Source organism: Sphingobium olei, assembly GCF_042678845.1.
In the GTDB taxonomy this organism is placed as follows: Bacteria; Pseudomonadota; Alphaproteobacteria; order Sphingomonadales; family Sphingomonadaceae; genus Sphingobium; species Sphingobium olei.
The window spans coordinates 15,449-38,216 of record NZ_JBHTLS010000113.1; the positions used below are offsets into that span (position 1 = coordinate 15,449).

The window sequence follows — 22,768 nt, forward strand, 5'->3', positions numbered from 1 at the left end:
GGGGCATCCGGAGAGGTTGCGCGAAATGCGCGCGGTAAGACTCCCGGCCAGGAGTGTGTCCGTGCCCGCTATGCGGGTCCCTTTTTCTGGCCGGTGGCTCGCAAAAGCCGGAGACATGCATGCCCGATTTCGAGGACAAGGTCGCAATCGTAACAGGCGCCGCCATGGGATTGGGAGAGGCGATCGCCCGCGAACTTGCAGCGTCCGGCGCGCGGCTCGTGCTTGCCGATATCGACGAGGACAAGGCCCACGCCCTTGCGCACGAGATCGGTCCGGACCGCGCAAAGGCGCTGCGGGTCAACGTCGCCGAGGCGGCCGAAGTCGAAGCGCTGGTGGCTTTCACCCTGAAGAGCTTCGGACGGCTCGACGCCGCGGTGAACAACGCGGGCGTGGGCTCCGTCACCAAGCCGACCGGGGAATATGATCTGGATGAATGGCGCCGGGTCATCAGCGTCGATCTCGACGGCGTTTTCTACGGCATGCGCTACCAGATCCCCGCGATGCTGGCGGGCGGCGGCGGTACGATCGTCAATATGAGTTCGATCTACGGATCGGTCGGCGCGCCCGGATCAGTCAGCTATGCGGCAGCCAAACATGCCGTGATCGGCATGACCCGCACCGCCGCGCTCGAATATGCCCAGCAGAATATTCGTATCAATGCGGTGGGGCCTGCCTTCATCCACACGCCGATGGTCGATGCCACGACCGACGGCCACCCGCCCTACGAGATGATCGCGCACCATCCGGTAGGACGCCTGGGGCAACCCGAAGAGGTTGCCGGGCTCGTCGCCTTCCTGCTGTCGGATCGCGCCTCGTTCATGACCGGCAGCTACTATCCCGTCGATGGCGGCTATCTCGCGCAATGACCCGCCTCACTTTCCAGCTTCAAGGACAATGATCATGGCCAGAATCGCGCTCGTCACCGGCGGCGTCAGCGGCATCGGCGCCGCGACCGCCAGGCTCCTCAAGGAGAAAGGCTATCTCGTCGCCGTCAACTATTATGGCAATGACGAGGAAGCCGATCAGTTCGTGAAAGACACATCCATCCCCGCCTATAGCTGGAATGTGGCGGACTTCACGGCAAGCCAGGAGGGCGTAGCAAAAGTCGTCGCGGATATCGGTCCGATCGACATTCTCGTCAATAATGCCGGCATCACCCGAGACGGCACGCTCCACAAGATGACCGAGGAGCAGTGGCGCAGCGTCATCGACGTGGACCTTGGCGGATGCTTCAACATGTGCCGCGCCGTGATCGAGAGCATGCGCGAGCGGCGTTTCGGCCGCATCGTCAATATCAGTTCGGTGAACGGCCTCTCGGGCCAGTTCGGCCAGACCAACTATGCCGCGGCCAAGGCCGGCGTGATCGGCTTCACCAAGGCGCTCGCGCTCGAGGGCGCGTCGCGCAACATCACCGCCAATGCGATCGCGCCGGGCTATACCGATACGGTCATGGTCGCCGCCGTGCCCGAAGAGGCGCTCAAGGCCGTGCTGGCCGGCGTGCCGGTCGGACGCCTCGGCACCCCGCAAGAGATCGCGCGCGCCGTCCTCTTCCTGGTCGAGGATGAGGCGGGCTTCGTGACCGGTGAGACCCTTTCGGTCAACGGCGGCAAATATCTGGCCTGAAGGCCCAAGGAAAGGAATTCCCATGAGCAGCAATGTCGTTCTGTGCGCGCCTGTCCGGACCCCGATCGGCGCCTATGGCGGGACCCTCAAGGACATGGCCGCGCCGGCCCTTGGCAGCATCGCGATCGCCGAGACCGTAAAACGCGCCGGCGTCGGCATCGATACCATCGATGCCGTCGTTCTGGGCCAGGTGGTCCAGGCCGGCGCGAAGATGAACCCGGCGCGCCAGGCCGCCATCGGCGCCAAGCTTCCTGACAGCGTCCCGGCCCTCACGGTCAACCGTGTCTGTGGATCGGGCGCGCAGGCGATCGCCTCGGCCGCCCAGGAGATCATGCTCGGCTTCAGCCATGCTGTCGTTGCAGGCGGCATGGAGAATATGGATCAGGCGCCCTACCTCATCGAGAAAGGCCGCTGGGGCTACCGCATGGGGGACGGCAAGCTCGTCGACGCCATGCTCCATGACGGTCTCAATGACGCCTTCTGCAACCAGCATTCCGGCTGGGTCACCGAGGATCTGGTCAGCCAGTTCCAGATCACGCGCGATGCGCAGGATGCCTGGGCGGTCCGCTCGCAGCAGAATTTCAGCGCGGCCCAGGCCGCCGGCCGTTTCGAAGAGGAGATCGTCGCGGTCGAAATCCCTTCGCGCAAGGGCCCCATCATTTTCGGCAAGGATGAGCAGAACCGGCCGGATACGAGCCTTGAAAGCCTGGCGCGCCTGAAGCCCGCCTTTCGGCCCGAGGGCACGATTACGGCGGGCAACGCGCCCGGCCTCAACAGTGGTGCTGCGGCGATGATCGTCGCCAGCGAGGACTGGGCCGACCGCAACGGCGTCACGCCCCTGGGCCGTCTCGTCGCCTTCGGTGTCGGCGCGGTGGCGCCCGGCCTCTTCGGCCTGGGCCCGGTTCCCGCCGTCCGGCAGGCGCTGGACCGCGCGGGCTGGTCGGTCTCCGATCTCGAGCGCGTCGAGATCAACGAGGCGTTCGCCGCGATCGCCATCGCCGTCACGCACGAGCTCGGGCTCGCCGAGGACATCGTCAATGTCGAAGGCGGCGCCATCGCCCATGGCCATCCGATCGGCGCGACCGGTGCCGTGCTGACCACCCGCCTGCTGCATGCCCTGAAGCGCGAGGGATTGAAGCGCGGCCTCGTCACCCTGTGCATCGGCGGCGGCCAGGGCGTCGCGCTTGCGCTGGAAGTCATCTGATGCCGGGCGGCGGTCTGACGAGGCTCCCCGCGGTGACGCCACCCCCGTCGGAGATCTGAGGATGTTCGACGAGGCTCCGTCGCTCGACAGTGGGTCGGGATCAGGCCAGACGCCTGATCCCGATGCCGCACGTCCGGGCGGCGGCGCCGGGCCCGGGCCTGCGGTCACCTTTGCGCTCTCGGTAAGGCGGCTCGAGAAATCATTCGGATCGCGCAAGGTCCTCGACGGCGTCTCGCTCGATGTCGCGCCGGGCGAGGTGGTGGGCCTGCTCGGGCCCAACGGCGCCGGCAAGACCGTCTGCTTCTACGGCATCATGGGCATCAACCGCCTCGACGGAGGACAGATCCTGCTCGGCGGCGAGGATGTGACAGCCCTGCCCATGGATGGGCGTGGCAAGCGCGGCCTTGGTTATCTTCCGCAGGAAGCCTCGATCTTTCGGGGTATGAGTGTCGAGGAGAATATCCGCGCTGTGCTCGAACTGCGCCTGCGCGACAAGGACGCCATCGACCGCAGGCTGGACGAACTGCTCGGCGATTTCGGCATCACAAGGCTGCGTGCCTTGCCCGCCCCCGCGCTTTCGGGCGGCGAGCGCCGGCGCTGCGAGATTGCCCGCGCCATGGCGGCCGACCCGAAGGTCATCCTGCTCGACGAACCCTTCGCCGGGATCGATCCCATGTCGATCGCCGACATCAAGGCGATGGTGCGCCAGCTCAAGGAGCGCGGTGTGGGCATTCTCATCACCGATCACAATGTCCACGAAATGCTCGAACTGGTGGATCGGGCCTATGTCATCCATGCCGGCAGGCTGCTCTTCGCCGGGGCGCCGCAAGCTGTCCTTCACGATCCTGACGTGCGGCGGCTCTATCTGGGTGAGGATTTCGAGGAGTGACGCCGGCCATCGACAGGACATGCCGCCCGGTGAGCCTCTGCACTTCCACCGAAGGCCGAGAGGGGGCCGTAAGGTCGGGCCCAGCGGTCATTCGACAATCACCAGGCTATCACAAGCGTAGCCCGAACCTGTTCCGAACGAGAAGGACCCATCATGAGCGCTGACACCCCGACATCGCCGCCCGACCCGCTCGACGGGATTGCGCAGACGCTGGACAACGCCGCGGGCGGCGCGATCGCACAGGTGACCCTCGGCCTCTCGCCCGCGACCCTGTACGAGGCCTTCTCGAACTGGGCCCTCCACCTCGCGCTGTCGCCGGGCAAGCAGTTGCAGCTGGCCGCGAAGATGGGCCGCAAACATATGCGCCTCTTCGACTATGCAGCGCGAAGCGCAGCCGACAGCGATGCGGCGCTCGCCATCGAGCCGCTGCCGCAGGACCGCCGTTTTTCCGATCCCGCCTGGCGAAATCCGCCTTTCAACATCCTCTCGCAGGCTTTCCTGCTCCATCAGCAATGGTGGCATGCCGCGACGACGGGCGTGGGCGGCGTCAACGGCCATTATGAGGATATGGTCCGGTTCACCGCGCGGCAGATGCTCGACATGGTCGCGCCGACCAATTTTCTGGCGACCAATCCCCTGCTTCAGCAGCGGATCATCGAAACCGGCGGCAAGTGCCTCGTCGATGGCTTTCAGCACCTCATGGAGGACATCGAGCATCTGGTGCGCGGCCTGCCTCCCGTCGGCGTCGAGGATTTCCGGGTCGGCGACACCGTAGCGACGGCCAGGGGCAAGGTCGTCTACCGCAACCGGCTCATCGAGCTGATCCAATATGAACCGACGACCGATCAGGTGCGCCCGGAACCGATCCTGATCGTCCCGGCCTGGATCATGAAATATTATATTCTCGACCTCTCGCCCGAAAACTCGATGGTCAACTGGCTGACCAGCCAGGGCTATACCGTGTTCATGATCTCCTGGCACAATCCGGGGACGCAGGACCGCGATCTCGACATGGAGAATTACCGGCTGATGGGGCCGATGGCGGCGCTCGACGCGGTGACGGCCATCACCGGCGCCAAGTCTGTCCATGCTGTCGGTTACTGCATCGGCGGCACCCTGCTCTCGATCGCGCTCGCCGCGATGGCGCGCGACGGCGACGAGCGCATCGCCAGCGCCACGCTGCTGGCAACCCAGACCGAGTTCAGCGAGCCGGGCGAGCTTGGCCTCTTCATCGACGAGGGACAGCTCAACCTGCTCGAGAAGATGATGTGGAGCCGCGGCTATCTCGATGGCAGTCAGATGGGCGGCGCATTCCAGATATTGAGGTCGAACGACCTCGTCTGGTCGCGCGTGCTCGGCACCTATCTCATGGGTGAGCGCGAATCGCTGAACGACCTCATGGCGTGGAACGCCGACGGCACACGCATGCCCTACGCCATGCACAGCCAGTATCTGCGGCGCCTCTATCTCGACGACGATCTTGCCGAAGGCAAGTACAGGGCCGACGGCAAGACTGTCGCCCTCTCCGCGATCCGCAAGCCCCTGTTCGTGGTCGGCACCGAGCGCGACCATGTCGCGCCCTGGCACTCGGTTCACAAGATCCACCTATTGACCGATGCGGAGATCACGTTCGTGCTGACCAGCGGCGGCCACAATGCCGGCATCGTCTCCGAGCCCGGCCATAAAGGCCGCCGCTTCAAGGTGTTGACTAGGCAGGCGGAAGGTCTCTCCTTTGATCCGGAAGAGTGGGAAGATCGCGCCGAACCAAAGAAGGGTAGCTGGTGGATCGAATGGGGTGAATGGCTGGCCCGCCATTCGGGAGCCCCGGTTGCGCCCCCGCCGCTGGGCGCCCCCGACAAGGGCTATGCCCCGATCGCGGATGCGCCCGGTCACTATGTTCTGGAGCGCTGAACGATGAGCGACCAGAACATGATCGAGAATCGAACCTTCGACGAAATCGAGGTCGGCGAGACGGCGAGCATCGTGCGCACCCTGGGTGAGCGCGACATCCAGCTCTTCGCGCTCGTGTCGGGCGACGTCAATCCGGCCCATCTCGACGCCGACTATGCGGCGACGGACCTGTTCCGGCGGGTCATCGCGCATGGCATGTGGGGCGGCGGGCTGATCTCCGCCGTGCTGGGCACCGAACTGCCGGGACCGGGCGCGATCTATCTCAGCCAGTCGCTGCGTTTCACGCGTCCGGTGGGTTTGGGCGACACTATCACGGCCTCGGTGACGGTCGCGGAGAAGCGGCCGGAGCATCGCATCGTGCTGTTCGACTGCCGCTGCACCAATCAGGACGGGGACGTCGTGATCTCAGGCCAGGCCGAGGTGAAGGCGCCGACCGAGAAGGTGCGTCGCCCTCGCGCGGCTCTCCCCGAGGTACAGCTTCGCGATCATGACGGCTATCGGCGCCTGATCGAGCTGACATCGAGCGGCACGCCCGAGAGCACCGCTGTTGCCCATCCCTGCAGCCCGGCTGCCATTTCGGCGGTGGTCGAGGCGGCCGACGCAAAGCTGATCACGCCCATCCTTGTCGGGCCTGAAGCCAGGATCCGAAAGGCGGCGCAGGAAGCAGGCAAGGATATCGCGGGCTTCCGCCTGATCGATGCCGATCACAGCCATGACGCGGCGGCAAAAGCCGTCGCGCTGATCCGTTCGGGCGAAGCAAGGCTGCTCATGAAAGGCTCGCTGCATACCGACGAACTGATGGGCGCGGTGGTTCCGTCCGCAACGGGCCTCAGGACCGAGCGCAGGATAAGCCACGCCTATGTGATGGACGTGCCCGACCATCCGACGCCGCTCATCATCACCGACGCCGCGATCAACATCGCGCCGACCCTCGTCGAAAAGGCCGACATCATCCGCAACGCGATCGACCTTGCCCATGTGATCGGCATCGAAGAACCCAAAGTCGCGATTCTGGCAGCGGTCGAGACCGTCAATCCCGACATGCCCTCCACGCTCGAGGCGGCCGCCCTGTGCAAGATGGCCGATCGCGGTCAGATCACCGGCGGCCTGCTCGACGGGCCCCTCGCCTTCGACAACGCGATCAGCGCGGCAGCGGCGAGCGAGAAGGGGATCGTCTCCCCGGTCGCCGGCAAAGCCGAAATTCTTGTCGTCCCCAATCTCGAAGCGGGCAACATGCTCGCCAAGCAGCTCACCTTCCTTGGCGGCGCGGACGCGGCGGGCATCGTACTGGGCGCGCGCGTGCCGATCATCCTGACGAGCCGCGCCGACAGCCTGCGCACGCGCCTCGCCTCCTGCGCCGTGGCGGTGCTGATGGCGCGGGCGGCGACCAAGGCAGCGCCAGGTCTTCCTGAAAGCGCGCGGGCATGAAGGCGGTTGTCAGCCTCAATTCGGGGTCCTCCAGCATCAAATTCTCGCTGTTCGTCCTCGATACGCAAGGAGCGTTGCAGTTCTCGGCGGGCGGCAAGATCGAGAGGATCGGCATCGCGCCGAGCCTGAAGGCCAGGTCGGTCGATGGCACGGTCCTGCTCGAACGCGGCTGGTCGGACGGCGCATCGCTCAGCCACGCCGATCTGCTGGCCGACCTTTTCGCCTGGGCCGCCGAGCATCCGCTGGAGGACCGGGAAATCATCGCGATCGGGCATCGGGTCGTGCATGGCGGCACCGAATTCGCCGCGCCCAGGCTGATCGAACCGGATCTGCTCGACGCGCTGGAGGCCCTCTGCCCGCTTGCGCCGCTCCATCAACCTCATAACCTCGCCGCGATCCGCGCCATCGCGGCGCTCTCCCCCGGTCTGCCGCAGGTGGCCTGCTTTGACACGGCCTTCCACCGCGACAAGCCCGCCCTCGCTGCGCGTCTCGCAATCCCGCGCGCGCTGCACGATCAGGGCGTGCGCCGTTATGGCTTTCACGGCCTGTCCTATGAATATATTGCCCGGCGGTTGGCCGAGATCGACCCCGCGCTTGCATCCGGCCGGGTCATTGCCGCGCATCTGGGCAATGGCGCCAGCCTTTGCGCCATGGACGCCGGGCGAAGCATCGACACCACCATGGGGTTTACCGCGCTTGACGGGCTGATGATGGGCACGCGCTGCGGCAGCCTCGATCCAGGCGCCGTGCTGCATCTGCAAAGCCAGATGGGCATGAGCGCCGCCCAGGTCGAGGAGCTGCTCTACAAGAGATCCGGGCTGCTCGGCGTTTCGGGGCTGTCGAGCGACATGCGTACGCTCGCCGAAGCCGGCACAGCAGAAGCTGAAGAGGCGATGGACCTTTTCGCCTGGAGGGCTGGCAGGGAGGCCGGCGCGCTTGCATCCTCGCTTGGCGGGCTGGACGGGATCGTCTTCACTGCCGGCATCGGCGAGAATGATGCCGCCATGCGCAGTCGCATTTGCCGCCGGCTCGAATGGCTGGGGCTGGAGATCGACGAGATCGCCAATGCCGGCAACGGGCCTTTGATCAGCCTGCCTGACAGCAAGGTCAAAGCCTATGTCATTGCGACCGACGAGGAGCGCATGATCGCGCTGCATACCCTCAAGATCGTGGAGAAAGCAGAATGAAGCCGCTCGTGGATCTGGAAGGCAAGCGCGGCCTGGTGATCGGCATCGCGAACGAACAGAGCATTGCGGCGGGTTGTGCCGCAGCCTTTGCACAATGCGGAGCGCGGCTTGCGGCGACCTATCTGAACGAGAAGGCGAAAGGCTGGGTCGAGCCCGTCGCACAGCGTCTCGGCGCGGAATGGCTCGCGCCGTGCGACGTCCGCGAGCCGGGGCAGCTCGAGGCCCTGTTCGACGAGGTGACGCGCAAATGGGGCGGACTTGATTTCCTGCTCCATTCCATCGCCTTCGCGCCCAGGGAAGATCTGCACGGCAGGGTCGTCGATTCTTCGGCCGAGGGCTTTGCTGTGGCGATGGATGTCTCCTGCCACAGCTTCCTGCGCATGGCGAAGCTCGCAGAACCACTGATGGCCGATGGCGGCTGCCTTCTCTGCGTCACCTTCTACGGGTCCGAGCGCGTGGTTGAGCATTATAATCTGATGGGGCCGGTCAAGGCCGCGCTCGAAAGCGCCACGCGCTATGTCGCGGCCGAACTCGGTCCCAGGGGCATACGCGCCCATGCCATATCGCCAGGGCCGATCGCGACGCGCGCGGCCAGCGGCATCGAACGTTTCGATGAGTTGCTCGAACGCGCAGCCTCGGAGGTTCCCGGCGGCCGGCCAGTCGATGTGGAAGATGTCGGCGCACTCGCGGCCTTCCTCGTCAGCGATGCGGCGAAGCGGATCACGGGTACGATCATTCCGGTCGACGGCGGGCAGCATCTGATCGCATGACGCTCTCCGCCCCCCAATGGACCATGGCAGCCGCAATTTTGGCTGTTGCCGCGCCGGCGCATGCTGCCCCATCAATCGACGTCCTTATTCGCGACGCTGGCGAGCGGGATGGTGATGGCGCGGTGTGGGTCGATCTACGACTGTTGAACGATGGCGACCAAGCGCAAACCTTCGCCCTGCCCGACCGCATCGAAGCCGTCGTCGAGCGGGAAGGTCGAACGGATCGCGTGTGGCTTGATCGCGCGACCAATCTCCCGGACAGCCTGACCGTTCCGGCTGGCGGTTTTATGCGGGCGCGCTATCGGACCGCCGCCGCATTCGACGAGACCCTCGACGGCGCGGATATCTCGATCCCTGCATGGACGCCGCGGAAGATCGCCATTGCCTTGCGGCCGCTGTCCGCCCTTCCCGCATTGGCGGCGGTAGAGCCGACGCCGAGCCAGGACGGGGTCGGGGCGCCGACGGCAGCGCCGCCGCCATCCGACCGCTCCGCCGGCAACGCGTTCGTCGCCAACCTGTCGGCTTATGAACCCATCTATGCCGTCTACGGACCCGACACCAACAGCGAAGCCCGCATCCAGTTCAGCTTCAAATATCAGCTGTTCGGAAGCAGGCGCGCCGAAGGGTTGCCACGTTCCTGGCGCGACGGGCTGCATTTCGGCTACACGCAGCGCATGTTCTGGGATCTGGGCGCGCATTCCTCGCCTTTCCGGAACATCGACTTTCAGCCCGAACTTTTCTACCTGACGCCGTCGGCGACGCTGTCGAACGGCATATCGCTGAGCGCCCAGGGCGGCATCCGGCACGAATCGAACGGCAGGGATGGCGACGCCTCACGGAGCATCAACAGTATCTATGTAGCGCCGATGGCAGCAATTCCGTTGGGCGGCGATTACAGGCTGTCGATCGCACCGCGCCTGTCCCTGTTCGTCGGCGACAGGTCGGACAATCCCGACATTCGCCAGTATCGCGGCAACACAGGTCTGTTTATGGAGGTCGGGGAGGATGAAGGACTGCGCCTCTCCACCTCCACCCGGTTCGACTTTCGCAGTGGCAAGGGTGCGGTCAGCGCCGACATCTCCTATCCGCTCCGACGGATCCTTGGTGGCGGCCCGGACTTCTATCTCTTCGGCCAGAGCTTCGTCGGCTATGGCGAGAATCTGCTCGACTATAATCGCCGCATGAGCCGGCTGCGCATCGGGGTGGCCCTGGTGCGATGAGCGCGGCGGACTTTCGCATCGAACACGCAGAAGAGGGTGCCGCACTCCACGCGATCGGCGACTGGACCGCGCTGGCCATGGGAGACCTGGCCGAGCGACTGCGAGCAGCGCTGGGGGAAACGCGCTCCGAACGGATCGACGTCACGCGGCTCGGTCATATCGACACCGCCGGAACGCTCGTCCTGCTCCGCAGTATGAACGCGGGTCATGATTTCTCTGCGTCAGGGCGTGACGATTTGAAGCGCCTGACCGACCTCGTCGGGTCCGCGATGGAAGACGAACCCCCTGCGCCCACCGGCAAGAAGGGCCTGTTCGCATTCTTCGAGCGTTTCGGGCGGCAGATCGTCTCGCTCGGCGCCGACGCCTATGCGATGCAGGTCTTTTCCGGCCAACTGATTGTCGCGGCGGCAAGGACGCTCTTTCACCCCCGCCGTCTGCGCCTGACCCCGACCGTCGCCATGATGCAGGACGCGGGCGTCAATGCGCTGCCGATCGTGTTCATCATGACCTTCTTCATCGGCGCCATCATTGCGCTCGTCGGTACAAATCTGCTCACCAGCCTTGGCGTCGAGGTCTTCACGGTGCAGCTCGTCGGCGTTGCGATCCTGCGCGAATTCGGCGTGGTCATCGCCGCCATCCTGCTTGCCGGACGCTCCGCCTCCGCCTTTGCCGCACAGCTGGGTTCCATGCGCATGAACCAGGAAACCGATGCGATGCAGGTCATGAGCATCGACCGGTTCGACGCGCTCGTCGTTCCGCGCGTGCTTGCCGCGATCCTGATGATGCCGCTTCTGACCTTTTTCGCCGATATCGGCGGAATCCTCGGTGGCCTGCTCGTCAGCTGGGTGACGATCGACATCAATCCTTTGTTCTTCGTCCAGCGCACGCTCGAGACGGTCAGCATCAACCATTTCTGGATCGGCATGAGCAAGGCGCCGTTCCTGGGGATCATCATCGCCGCCGCGGGTTGCCGCCACGGCCTGATGGTCGGAGGCGATGTCCAGAGCCTTGGCCGACAGGTCACCGCCGCCGTCGTCCAGTCGATCTTCATGATCATCATGTTCGACGCGATCTTCGCGGTCATCTTCATGGTTCTCGATCTGTGAGCGGCCCCGGCACCGACGCCCCGCCAATCCGCGTCAGGGGTCTGCGCACGGCGTTCGGACCAAAGATCATCCACGAGGATCTCGATCTCGAGGTCCGCAGCGGCGAGATACTGGGCGTGGTCGGCGGCTCGGGCTCGGGCAAATCCGTGTTGCTCAACACCATCCTCGGGCTCAAGCAGCCCGATGGCGGCACGATAGAAATTCTCGGACGGAACATCGAGGACGAAGACGCCCAGGCGTGGGTTGGTCGCCACGTCGGCGTCATGTTCCAGCAGGGCGCGCTGTTCTCGTTCCTCACCGTCCAGGAGAATGTGGAGGCCCCGCTCATCGAGCATAGCGGCCTGTCCCTGCCCATCACCGCGGACATCGCCCGTCTCAAGATCAGGCTGGCGGGACTGCCGCCTGGCGCCGGGGCGCTCAGACCCTCCGAGCTTTCCGGCGGGATGCGCAAGCGCGCCGGCGTCGCGCGTGCGCTCGCGCTCGACCCGGCGATCCTGTTCCTGGATGAGCCGACGGCAGGGCTCGATCCGATCGGCGCCAGCGAGTTCGACGAGCTCATCCGCACGCTGCGCGACGCGCTGGGCCTGACGGTGTTCATCATCACGCACGATCTCGACACGCTCTATGCCATCTGCGACCGCGTGGCCGTCCTTGCAGACCGGACAGTCGTTGCCGTCGCGCCGGTCGCTGATCTCGAACAATCCGATCACCCCTGGATCCGGCGCTATTTTCTGGGGCCGCGCGGCCGCGCGGCGCATGACGCCAAGAAAGATCGTTGATGGAACGCCATGCAAGCTATGCCCTTGTGGGCATCATCTCGACCGCGCTGCTCGTCGCCGCGATCGTTTTTGTCGTCTGGCTCGGTGGCAACCGCGTGGGAGGATCCGACGATCCCTATCGCATCATCTTCCACGGTCCGGTACGGGGTCTGAGCGTCGGTGCGGAGGTGCAGTTCAACGGCATCAAGGTCGGACAGATCGAACGCATCCGTCTGGATGAAGAGGATCCGAACCGGGTGGTGACGGACATCATTCTGACGCGAGGCACGCCGGTCAGGACCGATTCCCTCGCATCGACCGAGACACAAGGCATATCGGGCGTCTCGATCGTCCAGATCAGCGCGGGAACACCGGCAAAGCCCCTGCTGCGCAAGGCAAGTCAGAAGCGGCGCCCCGTGATCCAGAGCAGGCCGAACGCGCTTTCGTCCCTGCTCCAGGGCGGGGGCCAGGTCGTTCAGAATGCCGGCGAAGCGCTGCAGCGGGTGAACAGACTTCTCTCCGACCGGAATATCGATGCGATCGGCGCCATGGTCCAGGATCTCAAGCTCACGACGCAGGAACTCTCCGCCAACCGTGCCATGTTCGGCCATGCAGCGTCCACGCTGGCCAAGCTCGATCGTGCGGCCGACGACATCGAACGCACAGCCGCTTCAGCGCGGGGGATTATCGATGGTGATGGCCGCAATGCGGTGGCGGAAGTGTCCGGCGCGGCCAGGGAGCTCAAGGTCGCAATTGGAGAAGCGCGGCTCACCATCGCCGATATCGGCCGCCAGACCGACGCCATCGGCACGCGAACGCTGCCGACCGTCAACGCCACCATGCAAAGCCTGCAGGAAACGGCCGAATCGCTCGACGCGCTGGTCCGGCAGATCCGCCAGAACCCGCGACAGGCGATCGGCAAGGATAGCGGCAAGGAACTGGAGTTACCGCAATGAAACAGAACCAGCTCAGGCGCGGATATTGCGCTTTGGCGCTACTCATGCCGCTGGCCGCATGCGGCGCCATGCTGGGCAGCGGAAAGCCTGACAACCTTTTTCGTTTCGGTGTGCCCGAACGGGAGGACGCGCAGGCCGGGACTGCCAACGCCGCCCCTGTCACCCTCTCGCTGGCACGCATCAGATTTGCCCCCGAGATCGAGGGCGACCGGATTCTGACCGCGCGCGGCGACAGCGTTCTGTACATCAAGGATGCCCGCTGGGCCGCCCCTGCCCCGGATCTCTTCAGCCAGGCCCTGGCACGCCAGTTCGCGACGCAAGCCCCCCATGTTCGTCTCCGCACGCTGCGAGAAGGATCGGCCGATGCGCTTGTCCTGCGCCTCGACGTCGATCGTTTCGAAGCGCGATATGGACGTGACGTCCAGACAGACACGCCGCCCGTCATTCTGGTGTCGGCAATCGCGGAACTGCTCGATCCGATGACCCGGCAGATCATCGAAAGACGTCGGTTTTCTGCCGAGGAAGCGGCCACGCTCAACGCAAAAGCAGCAATTGTGGCAGCCTTCGACAAAGCCGTCGGCCGGGTCTCGATCGAGATCGTCGGCTGGTCGGTCGGCACCGCTCAGACGCGACCGCCCGTTGCGGCCGGCAGGAGCCAGTGAATGTCGGGTGACACGCGTCTGGCAGCGCTCACACCGGATGACCCGGCGCACCGCGGTGCGATCAACGACTGGACCCGATCGTTCGCCTCGGGGCTGCTGCTCGTCATCGTCGGCGCATTCGCCTTGGCCCAACCGGGCGTGACGGAATTCCTCGGCAGTCGCTTCACTGGCATGATCCTGATCGCCGGCGGTGCCGGGGCGGCCGCCACGACCTTTCCCACCACGGGATCGCAAAGCAATTGGCTGGACGCCATTTTCGGCTCACTCTGCGCGCTTCTTGGATCGCTCGTGCTTGTCGAGCCATTCCGGGAGACCGTCCCGCTCGTCTGGATGGTCGCTATCCTGCTGCTCTTCATCGGCATGCTGGAGATCATCACCGCTATCCGTTCGGTACATCAACGCGGATGGGTTGCGATCATGGGCCTCTTCAACACCATAGCTGGCCTTGGTCTGCTTTTGGCGGGTCCCTCCAGCGCATTGATTGCAATTGGCTTCAGCTTCTTCGTCCGGGGTTTGTTTCTCGTGCTGCTTGCGCTCCATCTGCGAAGCGCGGGACATCGATCTGCCCTCCAACGATAACCCATCGTGACGACCGGAAACTTCGCAGGCTCACGGGAGAGGCAGTATCATTACTTATACGTTTCCAGGTTCGGTCCGCGTTATCGCCCTGGCTTCAATGCTCGAACGCAATCAAAGGAGATTGATCGTGGCCTGGCTGGCAAGACTGCTTCTGGCCGTTCCGGCCATCGTGGCGGGTTGGTTCGTTTCACGCGAAGATCCCAGATTCTGGGTGATCGCGATGGTCGTGGCGCTGGTTTTTCTCGCGCTCTCCTGCATCGCCGGCCTCTACGCGCCGCACCTGACGATCTTCGGCGGATCGCGCAAGCAGCGCCGGAAGAAGCGCGCTCGTCGCCCATTTTGAGCCGATATATGCCTTCCACTATCAACCTGTTCTCGCCGCGGCAAGCCTCGGGCCGAGCCTTTGAGCGGCAGGCCATCCCACGCCGAAGGAGGGAATTGATGAACCAACGAACAACCGCATCCACGCCGAGCCGCCTTGCACGAGCCACCAGCATCCTTGCCTCGACGGCTTTGCTCCAGCTCTGTCCAGCACCGGCAGCCGCAGCGCAAGCCGCTTCCGAGCGATCCGACCTGACGCAACGCCAGACCCTGTGCGCGCGCTCGGTCGCCCTGTCGGGCCTCGAGCAGGAAATGGATCAGAATATTCAAAGCGCGCTCGAAGCATCCTTCAAGGATCTGACCGCCACCTTTCCAGACGATCCCAAGGCGGTCGAAGCCTACAGGGACTCCTTCGCCGAGGCGATGAGAGCGGCGAAGGCGCCCGTCCTGGCGCGGATGAAGGAGAGTTGCGCGGCGGCCTTCACGGTCGACGAATTGAACGGCATCAACGCCTTCTACGAAAGCAGCGCCGGTCGGGCATGGCTCGAGAAGGGCCGCATCCTCATGCGCCCTGCCCTTGCCCAGGCGATTGCCGATGTCGTGCCAGGCGTTTTCGCCGACACCCAGAAGCGCTTCTGCGCGCGTATGGGAGGATGCGAAACGGCGCCTGCGGCCCCCGCCCCGGCCGGGCATATATCCTGAGCGCGCGGAACGATGCCGTTGCCCGCGCGTCACGCCATGTCGGGACCCATTCGACGATGGCGTCGTAAGTCGCCATCATAGACGCCGCTACGGCAAGCACAGTGGTTTGCCACCAACGGTGGCGGCCGGGGAATATGATCCCGGTCGGCAGTGCGATCGGATCGGACGCCGCTCTATCCGCGGCCGGTCAGCAGCAAGTCATGGCCAAGATGCACTGGCAGCGCCCTCGACCGGCATTCGGCCCGAAAGCCTCGCACCTGATCGGATTCCCCATCGATGCTGATGCTGACGTTTTCATCCGCCTCAAACTCGATCCAAGGGCTACGCGCGCGCACCGTCATGGCCTCGCGCCCGGCGGTCAGATCGATCTTTGGCATGATAAGCAGTTCGAGCAGGCCATCATCGATCAGCGCGTCGGGGCAAAGCGGAATGCCGCCGCCGGCCTGGCGGCCATTCCCAATGGCCAGTGCCAGAAACATCCCCTCCCAAGCAAAGCCCTCGGCCCGAAAACGACCCCGGCATGGCTGGAACTCGCGGGCGCGGCTCACACCCGTCAGAAGATAAGCCAGGCCCCCGAGGGACTTCTTCAACGCCGGATCTGTCTCTGCCGTTACCCGGGCGCCGAAACCTCCCGTGACGACATTGACGAACGGACGCTCGCCCAACAATCCGAGGTCGATCCTCGTGGCGGGCTCATTGACGATGAGACGCAGACACGCAGTCATATCGTCGATCCTGAGCCCGACCGATCGGGCGAAATCATTGGCTGTGCCGAGCGGCAAAATGCCGAAGGAGCAAGCGCCAAAATCCCCGGACCGGTGCGCGGTCACGAATACCTCGTCGACAGTCCCGTCACCGCCGCCCGCGACGATCCGATCAATCTCGCCCCGCCTGGCTTCCGCCACAGCCTCGAGCGTCAAGCGTGCGGCATCACCAGCTTCCCAGGTCACGCGCACACTGACTTGATGCCCATCCTGGCGAACAGAACGCACAGCTGCACGCACCCGTTCGTCCTGTGCGATCTTGCCATGGAGTATGAGCCTGAGACGCTTCATCCTATATATCTTCCCTCAAGAACAACTCGTCAGCAGTCGCCCATTGCGGGCATATGTCTTCGCAAAGTTATCCGCCGTCGGGGCTCCAAGAGCTTCCGCGTGACAATTCACCTACGCCACCGCGTTGGCGTATTCTGCAATCATAAATTCTTTCCCACGAGCCTCATAACGTCGCCGGCAGCGATGGCATCCTTCCGGACCTCGCGGACTATCGCGTCGTGTCGAGGTGCGAACCGAATGGAAACGCCGGGCGGAAATGGGATGATTACGTAGGGACGGCGCCTCGTGCCCGACGGAAGCTGGCGACAGACTTCATTACCCCAGCAGGATTACCCGATGCCCGATCCCATCAGCTCTACGAAACAGGAGCGACCCTATATCCTGCTCGTCGCAGAGGAAAGCGCGCTTCGAAGGTCGCTACAGTTGACCCTTCGAGCCCGCGGCTACGATGTACGCGCTTTTGCCAGCTGCGCCCATGCCCTGGCGGATCCAACCGTTCTCCAGGCCACATGCCTCATCACCGATCATCATATGGCGGAAATGAGTGGCGTGGATTTGCTGCGGGCACTGCGCGCGGCAGGATGGCATCGTCCTGCTATCCTCCTTACCACCCAGCGCGCCGCCTATTTCCAGCAGCAACAGCAGGCGCTGTTCGCCGATATTCTGCAGAAGCCCATCCTCGAACATCGGCTTTGCACCTGCGTCGATCATGCGACAAAAGAGTGCTGACCATGACGCTGCTTGCCGGTTGTCAGGAAGGAGAAGCGCCTGTTGCTGCGACGCGCCGGACTTCGCATCGGGACCGCTTGTAGTGGGGCGCAGGGACATGGTCCTAAGTATATTCCACGAATGCGGGATGCCGCAGGATAATCGATGATCGATCCGAAACTTTCACGTGAGGACAGCATGACTGTGAAGGACATATTGGCGATCGTCGACACCGGCGATGAGGACGAACAGTTTCTGAAAGATGCACGCGAGTTCGCACGCTTTCATGACGCCCATCTCACGGTCGCAATCCTCTCGGCAGTGCCGACGCCGGATTATGCCATGGCCTACGCACAACCTTATTTCCTCCTGGCAGACTATGTCGAGGCGGCCGAGGAAAAGCAGGCCAAGGTGACCAGGCTCGGCGAGCGGGACGGTTTCGAGGTGCGGGTCCTGAGTGACGAGTCCGACGCCCTGCTCGACAAGGCGCCCGTCCAGGCCCGCTATGCGGATCTTGTCCTGTTTGGGCCGGTCGATGCCTACGGCAACGCGCATCTGCGGCGCCGGCTCTTCGAGAATATTGCGCTCTCTTCAGGGCGGCCGGTGATCGTTCTGCCCGCACAGTGGAAGCCGCGCTCCTTCGCGCATCTCGCGATCGGATGGAATGCGACGCGCGAGGCGACCCGTGCGCTCGGCGATGCGTTGAAGCTGGTCCAGTCCGGCGCAAAAATCGATGTGCTCGTGGTCGATGCCAGGTCGAGCACGAAGGGGCATGGCTCCGAGCCGGGCGCCGACATCGCCCGCAATCTCAGCAGGCACGGGTTCGACGTGACGGTCCATGCGCTGGTCTCCGAAGGCGAGAATCAGTCGGCTGTCCTGGTCGATTTTGCCAGGCGTCATCGCGCCGACCTGCTGGTGATCGGCGCTTCTGCTCATTCACGGCTACGCGAGCTCTTCCTCGGCGGCGTCACCCATGATCTGGTCGATGGCGCGCCCATACCCGTTCTTCTGGGGAATTGATCGCTTCCTCTCTCGACAGCGGGCTACGATTTTTGGAGCTTCCCCCAATGGCATCTCATTTTTCCGAACAATCGAGTCCGCAAGCGGAGACGAGCCTCACGACGGGCACAGGATTGCAGCTGCGCCTTCGTCCGGCCAGCGCTGCCGATGAAAGCGTGCTCGCATCCTTCTTCGAAAATGTGACGCTCGAGGATTTGCGCTTTCGCTTCCTTTCGGCCGTCCAGCATGTGGGCCATGACCAGATCCTCGCGATGCTGCGCAGCGACAAGCAGGCAGGAACTGTGCTCGCCTTCGACGAGGATGAAGAGCTTGTCGGCGTTGCGACGCTCGCCGCAGATGCGCGAGGCGAGACGGCCGAGGTGGCCATCTCGGTCCGCCGCGACCGAAAGGCGCAAGGCATTGGCTGGAGCTTGCTGCGGCATGCGGCGCAAATTGCGCACGCCCGGGGCATCTTGCGCTTGCAGTCGATCGAGAGCCGCGACAATCATGAGGCGATTGAGGTCGAGCGCGATCTGGGCTTCATCGCGCGGGCCTATCCCGGCGACCCCACGCTCATCCTCGTGGAGGCCGACCTTGCAGGAGGCGCAACCAGCGGAACATAAGCGCATGCACCATCAGCGACGCCGACAATTCATTGCTGGAGTTGCAATAGCATGGCGGTGATGGTCGCCATGCAGATCGACGCGCCGCACACGCCGTTGCGGCGCGTCGAGCGTCCCGTACCGCGTCCGGGCGCCGGCCAGCTACTCATCGCAGTCATCGCCTGCGGCGTCTGTCGCACCGATCTGCATGTCGCCGATGGCGAGATTCCTGCACGCTATCCCGTTATCCCCGGGCATGAGATCGTCGGCCACGTCCTCGAAATCGGCGCGGAGGTCGAAGGCTTCCATATCGGTCAGCGCGTCGGCGTGCCCTGGCTTGGCCACACGTGCGGCCAGTGCGGCTATTGCCTTTCCGGCCGAGAAAATCTTTGCGATGCGCCTGAATTCACAGGCGCCACCCGCGACGGCGGCTATGCGACCCATGTCGTTGCCGACGCGCATTTCTGCTTCGCGCTGCCCGAAAGCTTCTCCGATGTCGCAGCGGCGCCGCTGCTATGCGCGGGCCTTATCGGATGGAGGGCGCTGCGCCTTGCCGGCGACGGCCAGCGCATCGGCCTCGTCGGCTTCGGCGCGGCCGCCCACATCATCGCCCAGGTCGCCGTCTGGCAGGGGCGCGAGGTCTATGCCTTCACCCGCGAAGGGGATGTACAGGCGCAAGCCTTCGCGCGGTCGCTCGGCTGCTGCTGGGCCGGTCCCTCGACGGAGCGGCCACCTGTCGAACTCGACGCCGCCCTCATATTCGCCCCGGTGGGCGCGCTTGTTCCGGCCGCCCTGAAGCTGGTGCGCAAGGGCGGGCGCGTCGTTTGCGCCGGCATCCACATGAGCGATATCCCGAGCTTCGCCTATTCGGATCTCTGGGAAGAGCGCCAAATATTGTCGGTAGCCAGTTTGACGCGCGACGATGGCACATCCTTCTTCGAGATGGCAGCCCGGTCGGGCCTGCATACAATTACCAAGACCTTCCCGCTCGAGCAGGCCAATGTCGCGCTCGATCGCTTGCGGAGCGGCGCGCTCTCGGGCGCGGCGGTTCTGATCCCGCCACGCGAGGACACTGCGACCGCTTCCCATGACTGATGCCTCCGATCTGTCGCAATGGCTGGCCTCTGGCGAAGCCTTCGCAGCATCAGGGACTGTCCGGCGCATCGACACCCATGCCGCGAGCATTTTCCTGAGTGGTGATACAGCCTGGAAGATCAAGCGCCCCGTCGATCTGGGGTATCTCGACTTCTCCACGCCCGACAAGCGCCGGGCGGCTCTCGACGCCGAACTCAAGCTCAATCGGCGGACCGCACCGGATCTCTACAAAGCGGTGCATCCGGTCGCGCGCGATCAGGACGGTGCGCTTGCCATCGACGGTAACGGCGACGTCGTGGACTGGATCCTGGAGATGCGCCGCTTTCCGGACGGCGCGCTCTGGAGTGACCTGGCAGACGCGAACGCCCTCGAGAAAGCGGCGCTACAGAAGTTGGCTGATACGCTTGTCGACTTTCATTCCAGATCGCAGATCGCCTGGCCCGGCGATGGCGCGGATCGTATTGGCCAGATCGTCGCCGGCAATGCCGAGGCTATGGCACTCTATCCCGATATTCTCGACCCGAAATCCGTCAGCGAGCTTACCGAGCGACTTGTCCGTCTTATAGATCACAACAGCGGCCTGCTCGACGCACGCGGAAAGGCGGGACGCATCCGGCACGTTCACGGCGATCTCCACCTCGCCAATATTGCGACGATCGATGGCGTCCCTACTCCGTTTGACTGCCTCGAATTCGACGCCGAGCTGGCGACGACCGACATCCTCTACGATCTCGCTTTCCTGCTGATGGATCTCTGGCAGCGGGGTCGGCGGCGCGAAGCCAATATGGTGTTCAATCGCTATCTCGATCTCTCGCCCGACGACGAAGGCGCCGTCGGTCTGATGCCACTGTTCATGAGCGTACGAGCGTGTATCCGGGCCCATGTGTCGGCGGCGCGGGCGCAACGCGGCGACGCTGGTGATGTCCGTGAAGACGCCGCACATTATCTGGAGCTTGCCTGCCGGCTCGTCATCGACGAACGGCCGGAGCTGATCGCGATAGGCGGTTTGTCCGGGACCGGAAAATCGACACTGGCGCGAGCGCTTGGAGCCGACTTCGGCAGGCCACCCGGCGCCCGCATCCTGCGCAGCGATGTCCTGCGTAAGCGCCTTGCCGGCATCTTCGCCGAAACGCCCCTTCCCGCCTCCGGCTATACCCCCGAAGCCAGTCATGCGACATATAGGGCGCTGGATGGACTTGCCTGGGCCGCCCTTGCGGCGGGACACGCCGTGATCGCCGACGCCGTTTTCGGCCTGCCCGAGGAGCGCGAGGCGATCGAGGAGGTCGCGCGCCGCGCAGACTGCCCTTTCGCCGGTCTCTGGCTCGAGCTTGCGGAAGAAGGAAGGATTACGAGGGTCGCGGAACGACCTCCCGACGCATCCGATGCCACTGCCGACGTCGTACGCGCGCAATCGCAGAATTTGACGAGCATCCCGGCAAACTGGGCGCGGCTGACCAGCGACGCATCGCTTGAAACGCTGGCAAGCAGCGCGCGGCTTCTGTTGGATCCATTGGTGCGGTGAGACGCTGATCGGGCGGCGCGGCAAGGCATGCTCGTCTCGTTTTGCGAAGCGCCAAGAGATCTTGGCAACAAGATGTCGCGCTTTCCGTTCCTGGCGATGACCGTCCAAGCAGCCGACCAGCAGGCACCTTGGAATTCTCCAAACCACGTTTGCGTTGTCGCGCGATGTCGTTGTCGACGTTCCTGTGCAGATGTACCGCGCGCTCATTCATCGTATGCATCCGGTGAGGACCGCAGCTACTGACGGTTCGCTGCAGGATTTGGCATCTTACTTGCCGAGGAAGGCCTCGACGCCTTCTTGAGCGAGCACATCGCGGAATGCAGCATCGGCATCGCGGTCGGTGGGGAATAGATTGTCCCAGACCGTCGAGGTGCCGTGCTCGTTGACGACCTCGAGGGACCAACCGCGCTCGGTGGCGAGCCGCACGATGTTGATGGTCAGCCGTACGCCCGCCTGTTCGATGGACCGGCAGAGAGAGGATTCGATCAGTTCGGGTTGCGGGCCAAATTCCATGCCGTGATGCTATGAGATCACGGCTCCAGCTTCAACGCTGTTGGTTTCCAATTCCATGGGAGTAGATCGCCAAGCCGATTAGCCGGATGACCGGCGATGCGGGCGAGGACGTCAGCGAGCCAAGCCTGGGGATCGACGTCGTTGAGGCGACAGCTCTGAATGAGTGAAAACATGATGGCGGCGCGCTGACCGCCGCGATCGGAGCCGCAAAATAGCCATGCTTTCCGCCCGAGTGGCACACAGCGCAGCGCCCGTTCCGCTGCGTTGTTCGTGAGGCATACCCTGCCATCGATGAGGAAGCGGGTGAAGGCGTCCCAGCGCCGGAGCATATAGTTGATGGCCTTGGCGAGATCATGGTTACGCGACAGCTTGGCGAGTTGGGCGTTCAACCAGTCGTGCAGTTCGGCGATCAGCGGCGCGCTCAACTCCTGACGGGTGGCAAGCCGCTCCGCTGGTGTCTTGCCGTTGATACCGCGCTCAACGTCGAACAGGGCGTCCAGCTTCTGCACCGCCTCCAGCGCAATCGGATAGATGGGGCCAGTCCGCTCGCCGCGGCTCTTCTTGCGCGCAGCGCCCTCGACGTCAGCAAGTTCGAAGAACTTCCTGCGCGCGTGAGCAAAGCATCCTGCTTCCAGGATGAGACCAGGCTGACGGTCGGGAGCGTACAGCTCGAAATAGCCCGCATAGGCATCTGCCTGCAGAATCCCGGACCAGGACGCGAGATGCGCCTGGGGATGTTCGCCGCGCCGGTCGCGCGAATAATAGAAAACGACCGCCGGCGGATCGGCGCCGCCGAATGGGCGGTCATCCCGGACATAATCCCATAATCGACTGATCTGCCCCCCGCTGAGTGGCCCAGAGACTATGATAGTCTGGACCACGAAAGGGACGATGAATGCCGAGCAAGAAGCACAAGCCGGAAGAGATTATCGGCAAGCTGCGTGAAGCTGAGATTGTG

Annotated in this window: 23 protein-coding genes and 1 pseudogene; 21 read left to right on the top strand and 3 right to left on the bottom strand. The window is 64.2% G+C overall.

Going from position 1 to position 22,768, the window contains the following annotated elements:
- The first annotated feature begins 119 nt into the window (after positions 1 to 119).
- From ACFQ24_RS08100 to ACFQ24_RS08175, 16 genes are all read left to right on the top strand, one after another.
- Positions 120 to 866, top strand: coding sequence for an SDR family NAD(P)-dependent oxidoreductase (locus ACFQ24_RS08100; RefSeq protein WP_380910309.1), 747 nt, complete (start codon positions 120 to 122; stop codon positions 864 to 866).
- A gap of 34 nt (positions 867 to 900) precedes the next feature.
- A complete protein-coding gene (gene phbB, locus ACFQ24_RS08105; RefSeq protein WP_099230061.1) occupies positions 901 to 1,623 on the top strand; it encodes an acetoacetyl-CoA reductase in 723 nt (240 codons plus the stop codon).
- Between the two features lie 22 nt (positions 1,624 to 1,645).
- A complete protein-coding gene (locus ACFQ24_RS08110) occupies positions 1,646 to 2,827 on the top strand; it encodes an acetyl-CoA C-acetyltransferase (protein WP_099230025.1) in 1,182 nt (393 codons plus the stop codon).
- A gap of 61 nt (positions 2,828 to 2,888) precedes the next feature.
- The gene (lptB, locus tag ACFQ24_RS08115; RefSeq protein WP_099230023.1) at positions 2,889 to 3,716 is read left to right on the top strand and encodes an LPS export ABC transporter ATP-binding protein; all 828 of its coding nucleotides are present in this window, start codon (positions 2,889 to 2,891) and stop codon (positions 3,714 to 3,716) included.
- 153 nt (positions 3,717 to 3,869) lie between these two features.
- A complete protein-coding gene (locus tag ACFQ24_RS08120) occupies positions 3,870 to 5,627 on the top strand; it encodes a PHA/PHB synthase family protein (RefSeq protein WP_099230021.1) in 1,758 nt (585 codons plus the stop codon).
- Positions 5,628 to 5,630: 3 nt separating this feature from the next.
- Positions 5,631 to 7,055: a bifunctional enoyl-CoA hydratase/phosphate acetyltransferase gene (locus ACFQ24_RS08125; protein ID WP_099230019.1), complete on the top strand. Its 1,425-nt coding sequence runs from the start codon at positions 5,631 to 5,633 to the stop codon at positions 7,053 to 7,055.
- Entirely contained in the window at positions 7,052 to 8,242 is a 1,191-nt protein-coding gene (locus ACFQ24_RS08130; RefSeq protein ID WP_380910312.1) for an acetate/propionate family kinase, read from the top strand. Before ACFQ24_RS08125 ends, ACFQ24_RS08130 begins: the two co-directional genes overlap by 4 nt.
- Positions 8,239 to 9,012 carry an enoyl-ACP reductase FabI gene (gene fabI, locus ACFQ24_RS08135; protein ID WP_025290576.1) on the top strand — a complete coding sequence of 258 codons (774 nt, stop codon included), beginning with the start codon at positions 8,239 to 8,241 and terminating at the stop codon, positions 9,010 to 9,012. Before ACFQ24_RS08130 ends, fabI begins: the two co-directional genes overlap by 4 nt.
- The gene (locus tag ACFQ24_RS08140; RefSeq protein ID WP_025290575.1) at positions 9,009 to 10,232 is read left to right on the top strand and encodes a phospholipase A; all 1,224 of its coding nucleotides are present in this window, start codon (positions 9,009 to 9,011) and stop codon (positions 10,230 to 10,232) included. The genes fabI and ACFQ24_RS08140 overlap by 4 nt, the downstream gene beginning before the upstream one ends.
- A complete protein-coding gene (locus ACFQ24_RS08145) occupies positions 10,229 to 11,338 on the top strand; it encodes an MlaE family ABC transporter permease (protein WP_025290574.1) in 1,110 nt (369 codons plus the stop codon). The genes ACFQ24_RS08140 and ACFQ24_RS08145 overlap by 4 nt, the downstream gene beginning before the upstream one ends.
- The gene (locus tag ACFQ24_RS08150; RefSeq protein ID WP_025290573.1) at positions 11,335 to 12,117 is read left to right on the top strand and encodes an ABC transporter ATP-binding protein; all 783 of its coding nucleotides are present in this window, start codon (positions 11,335 to 11,337) and stop codon (positions 12,115 to 12,117) included. Before ACFQ24_RS08145 ends, ACFQ24_RS08150 begins: the two co-directional genes overlap by 4 nt.
- Positions 12,117 to 13,052, top strand: a complete 936-nt coding sequence (locus tag ACFQ24_RS08155; RefSeq protein ID WP_025290572.1) for an MlaD family protein — start codon at positions 12,117 to 12,119, stop codon at positions 13,050 to 13,052. The genes ACFQ24_RS08150 and ACFQ24_RS08155 overlap by 1 nt, the downstream gene beginning before the upstream one ends.
- A 44-nt stretch (positions 13,053 to 13,096) precedes the next feature.
- A complete protein-coding gene (locus tag ACFQ24_RS08160) occupies positions 13,097 to 13,714 on the top strand; it encodes an ABC-type transport auxiliary lipoprotein family protein (RefSeq protein WP_025290571.1) in 618 nt (205 codons plus the stop codon).
- The gene (locus ACFQ24_RS08165; protein ID WP_025290570.1) at positions 13,715 to 14,293 is read left to right on the top strand and encodes an HdeD family acid-resistance protein; all 579 of its coding nucleotides are present in this window, start codon (positions 13,715 to 13,717) and stop codon (positions 14,291 to 14,293) included.
- 127 nt (positions 14,294 to 14,420) lie between these two features.
- Positions 14,421 to 14,636: a hypothetical protein gene (locus ACFQ24_RS08170; RefSeq protein WP_025290569.1), complete on the top strand. Its 216-nt coding sequence runs from the start codon at positions 14,421 to 14,423 to the stop codon at positions 14,634 to 14,636.
- A gap of 98 nt (positions 14,637 to 14,734) precedes the next feature.
- Complete coding sequence (locus ACFQ24_RS08175) at positions 14,735 to 15,316, top strand: DUF2059 domain-containing protein (RefSeq protein ID WP_185707407.1); 582 nt, start codon at positions 14,735 to 14,737, stop codon at positions 15,314 to 15,316.
- 173 nt (positions 15,317 to 15,489) lie between these two features.
- Here the strand turns inward: ACFQ24_RS08175 and yegS are convergent, their stop codons facing one another.
- A complete protein-coding gene (gene yegS, locus ACFQ24_RS08180) occupies positions 15,490 to 16,371 on the bottom strand; it encodes a lipid kinase YegS (protein WP_025290567.1) in 882 nt (293 codons plus the stop codon).
- A 336-nt stretch (positions 16,372 to 16,707) separates the two neighbouring features.
- Between yegS and ACFQ24_RS08185 the strand changes: the two genes are divergently transcribed.
- From ACFQ24_RS08185 to ACFQ24_RS08205, 5 genes are all read left to right on the top strand, one after another.
- The gene (locus tag ACFQ24_RS08185) at positions 16,708 to 17,100 is read left to right on the top strand and encodes a response regulator (protein WP_084717586.1); all 393 of its coding nucleotides are present in this window, start codon (positions 16,708 to 16,710) and stop codon (positions 17,098 to 17,100) included.
- Positions 17,101 to 17,295: 195 nt separating this feature from the next.
- A complete protein-coding gene (locus tag ACFQ24_RS08190) occupies positions 17,296 to 18,099 on the top strand; it encodes a universal stress protein (protein WP_279606782.1) in 804 nt (267 codons plus the stop codon).
- A 47-nt stretch (positions 18,100 to 18,146) separates the two neighbouring features.
- Positions 18,147 to 18,701, top strand: a complete 555-nt coding sequence (locus ACFQ24_RS08195) for a GNAT family N-acetyltransferase (protein WP_025290564.1) — start codon at positions 18,147 to 18,149, stop codon at positions 18,699 to 18,701.
- Positions 18,702 to 18,752: 51 nt separating this feature from the next.
- The gene (locus tag ACFQ24_RS08200; protein WP_347880934.1) at positions 18,753 to 19,775 is read left to right on the top strand and encodes a zinc-dependent alcohol dehydrogenase family protein; all 1,023 of its coding nucleotides are present in this window, start codon (positions 18,753 to 18,755) and stop codon (positions 19,773 to 19,775) included.
- Complete coding sequence (locus ACFQ24_RS08205; RefSeq protein WP_185707409.1) at positions 19,768 to 21,297, top strand: bifunctional aminoglycoside phosphotransferase/ATP-binding protein; 1,530 nt, start codon at positions 19,768 to 19,770, stop codon at positions 21,295 to 21,297. Before ACFQ24_RS08200 ends, ACFQ24_RS08205 begins: the two co-directional genes overlap by 8 nt.
- A gap of 267 nt (positions 21,298 to 21,564) precedes the next feature.
- On the opposite strand, the gene ACFQ24_RS08210 is transcribed toward ACFQ24_RS08205, so the two are convergent.
- Positions 21,565 to 21,810: a hypothetical protein gene (locus ACFQ24_RS08210; protein ID WP_093022462.1), complete on the bottom strand. Its 246-nt coding sequence runs from the start codon at positions 21,808 to 21,810 to the stop codon at positions 21,565 to 21,567.
- Positions 21,811 to 21,827: 17 nt separating this feature from the next.
- Positions 21,828 to 22,640: pseudogene (tnpC, locus tag ACFQ24_RS08215) on the bottom strand (IS66 family transposase); the annotation flags it as partial.
- Positions 22,641 to 22,768: the final 128 nt, after the last annotated feature.

Bases quoted from the DNA above. Each gene is read 5' to 3' on its own strand.
- ACFQ24_RS08100 (WP_380910309.1), top strand. From the start codon at position 120: ATGCCCGATTTCGAGGACAAGGTCGCAATCGTAACAGGCGCCGCCATG.
- phbB (WP_099230061.1), top strand. From the start codon at position 901: ATGGCCAGAATCGCGCTCGTCACCGGCGGCGTCAGCGGCATCGGCGCC.
- ACFQ24_RS08110 (WP_099230025.1), top strand. From the start codon at position 1,646: ATGAGCAGCAATGTCGTTCTGTGCGCGCCTGTCCGGACCCCGATCGGC.
- lptB (WP_099230023.1), top strand. From the start codon at position 2,889: ATGTTCGACGAGGCTCCGTCGCTCGACAGTGGGTCGGGATCAGGCCAG.
- ACFQ24_RS08120 (WP_099230021.1), top strand. From the start codon at position 3,870: ATGAGCGCTGACACCCCGACATCGCCGCCCGACCCGCTCGACGGGATT.
- ACFQ24_RS08125 (WP_099230019.1), top strand. From the start codon at position 5,631: ATGAGCGACCAGAACATGATCGAGAATCGAACCTTCGACGAAATCGAG.
- ACFQ24_RS08130 (WP_380910312.1), top strand. From the start codon at position 7,052: ATGAAGGCGGTTGTCAGCCTCAATTCGGGGTCCTCCAGCATCAAATTC.
- fabI (WP_025290576.1), top strand. From the start codon at position 8,239: ATGAAGCCGCTCGTGGATCTGGAAGGCAAGCGCGGCCTGGTGATCGGC.
- ACFQ24_RS08140 (WP_025290575.1), top strand. From the start codon at position 9,009: ATGACGCTCTCCGCCCCCCAATGGACCATGGCAGCCGCAATTTTGGCT.
- ACFQ24_RS08145 (WP_025290574.1), top strand. From the start codon at position 10,229: ATGAGCGCGGCGGACTTTCGCATCGAACACGCAGAAGAGGGTGCCGCA.
- ACFQ24_RS08155 (WP_025290572.1), top strand. From the start codon at position 12,117: ATGGAACGCCATGCAAGCTATGCCCTTGTGGGCATCATCTCGACCGCG.
- ACFQ24_RS08160 (WP_025290571.1), top strand. From the start codon at position 13,097: ATGCCGCTGGCCGCATGCGGCGCCATGCTGGGCAGCGGAAAGCCTGAC.
- ACFQ24_RS08165 (WP_025290570.1), top strand. From the start codon at position 13,715: ATGTCGGGTGACACGCGTCTGGCAGCGCTCACACCGGATGACCCGGCG.
- ACFQ24_RS08175 (WP_185707407.1), top strand. From the start codon at position 14,735: ATGAACCAACGAACAACCGCATCCACGCCGAGCCGCCTTGCACGAGCC.
- yegS (WP_025290567.1), bottom strand. From the start codon at position 16,371: ATGAAGCGTCTCAGGCTCATACTCCATGGCAAGATCGCACAGGACGAA.
- ACFQ24_RS08185 (WP_084717586.1), top strand. From the start codon at position 16,708: ATGCCCGATCCCATCAGCTCTACGAAACAGGAGCGACCCTATATCCTG.
- ACFQ24_RS08195 (WP_025290564.1), top strand. From the start codon at position 18,147: ATGGCATCTCATTTTTCCGAACAATCGAGTCCGCAAGCGGAGACGAGC.
- ACFQ24_RS08200 (WP_347880934.1), top strand. From the start codon at position 18,753: ATGGCGGTGATGGTCGCCATGCAGATCGACGCGCCGCACACGCCGTTG.
- ACFQ24_RS08205 (WP_185707409.1), top strand. From the start codon at position 19,768: ATGACTGATGCCTCCGATCTGTCGCAATGGCTGGCCTCTGGCGAAGCC.
- ACFQ24_RS08210 (WP_093022462.1), bottom strand. From the start codon at position 21,810: ATGGAATTTGGCCCGCAACCCGAACTGATCGAATCCTCTCTCTGCCGG.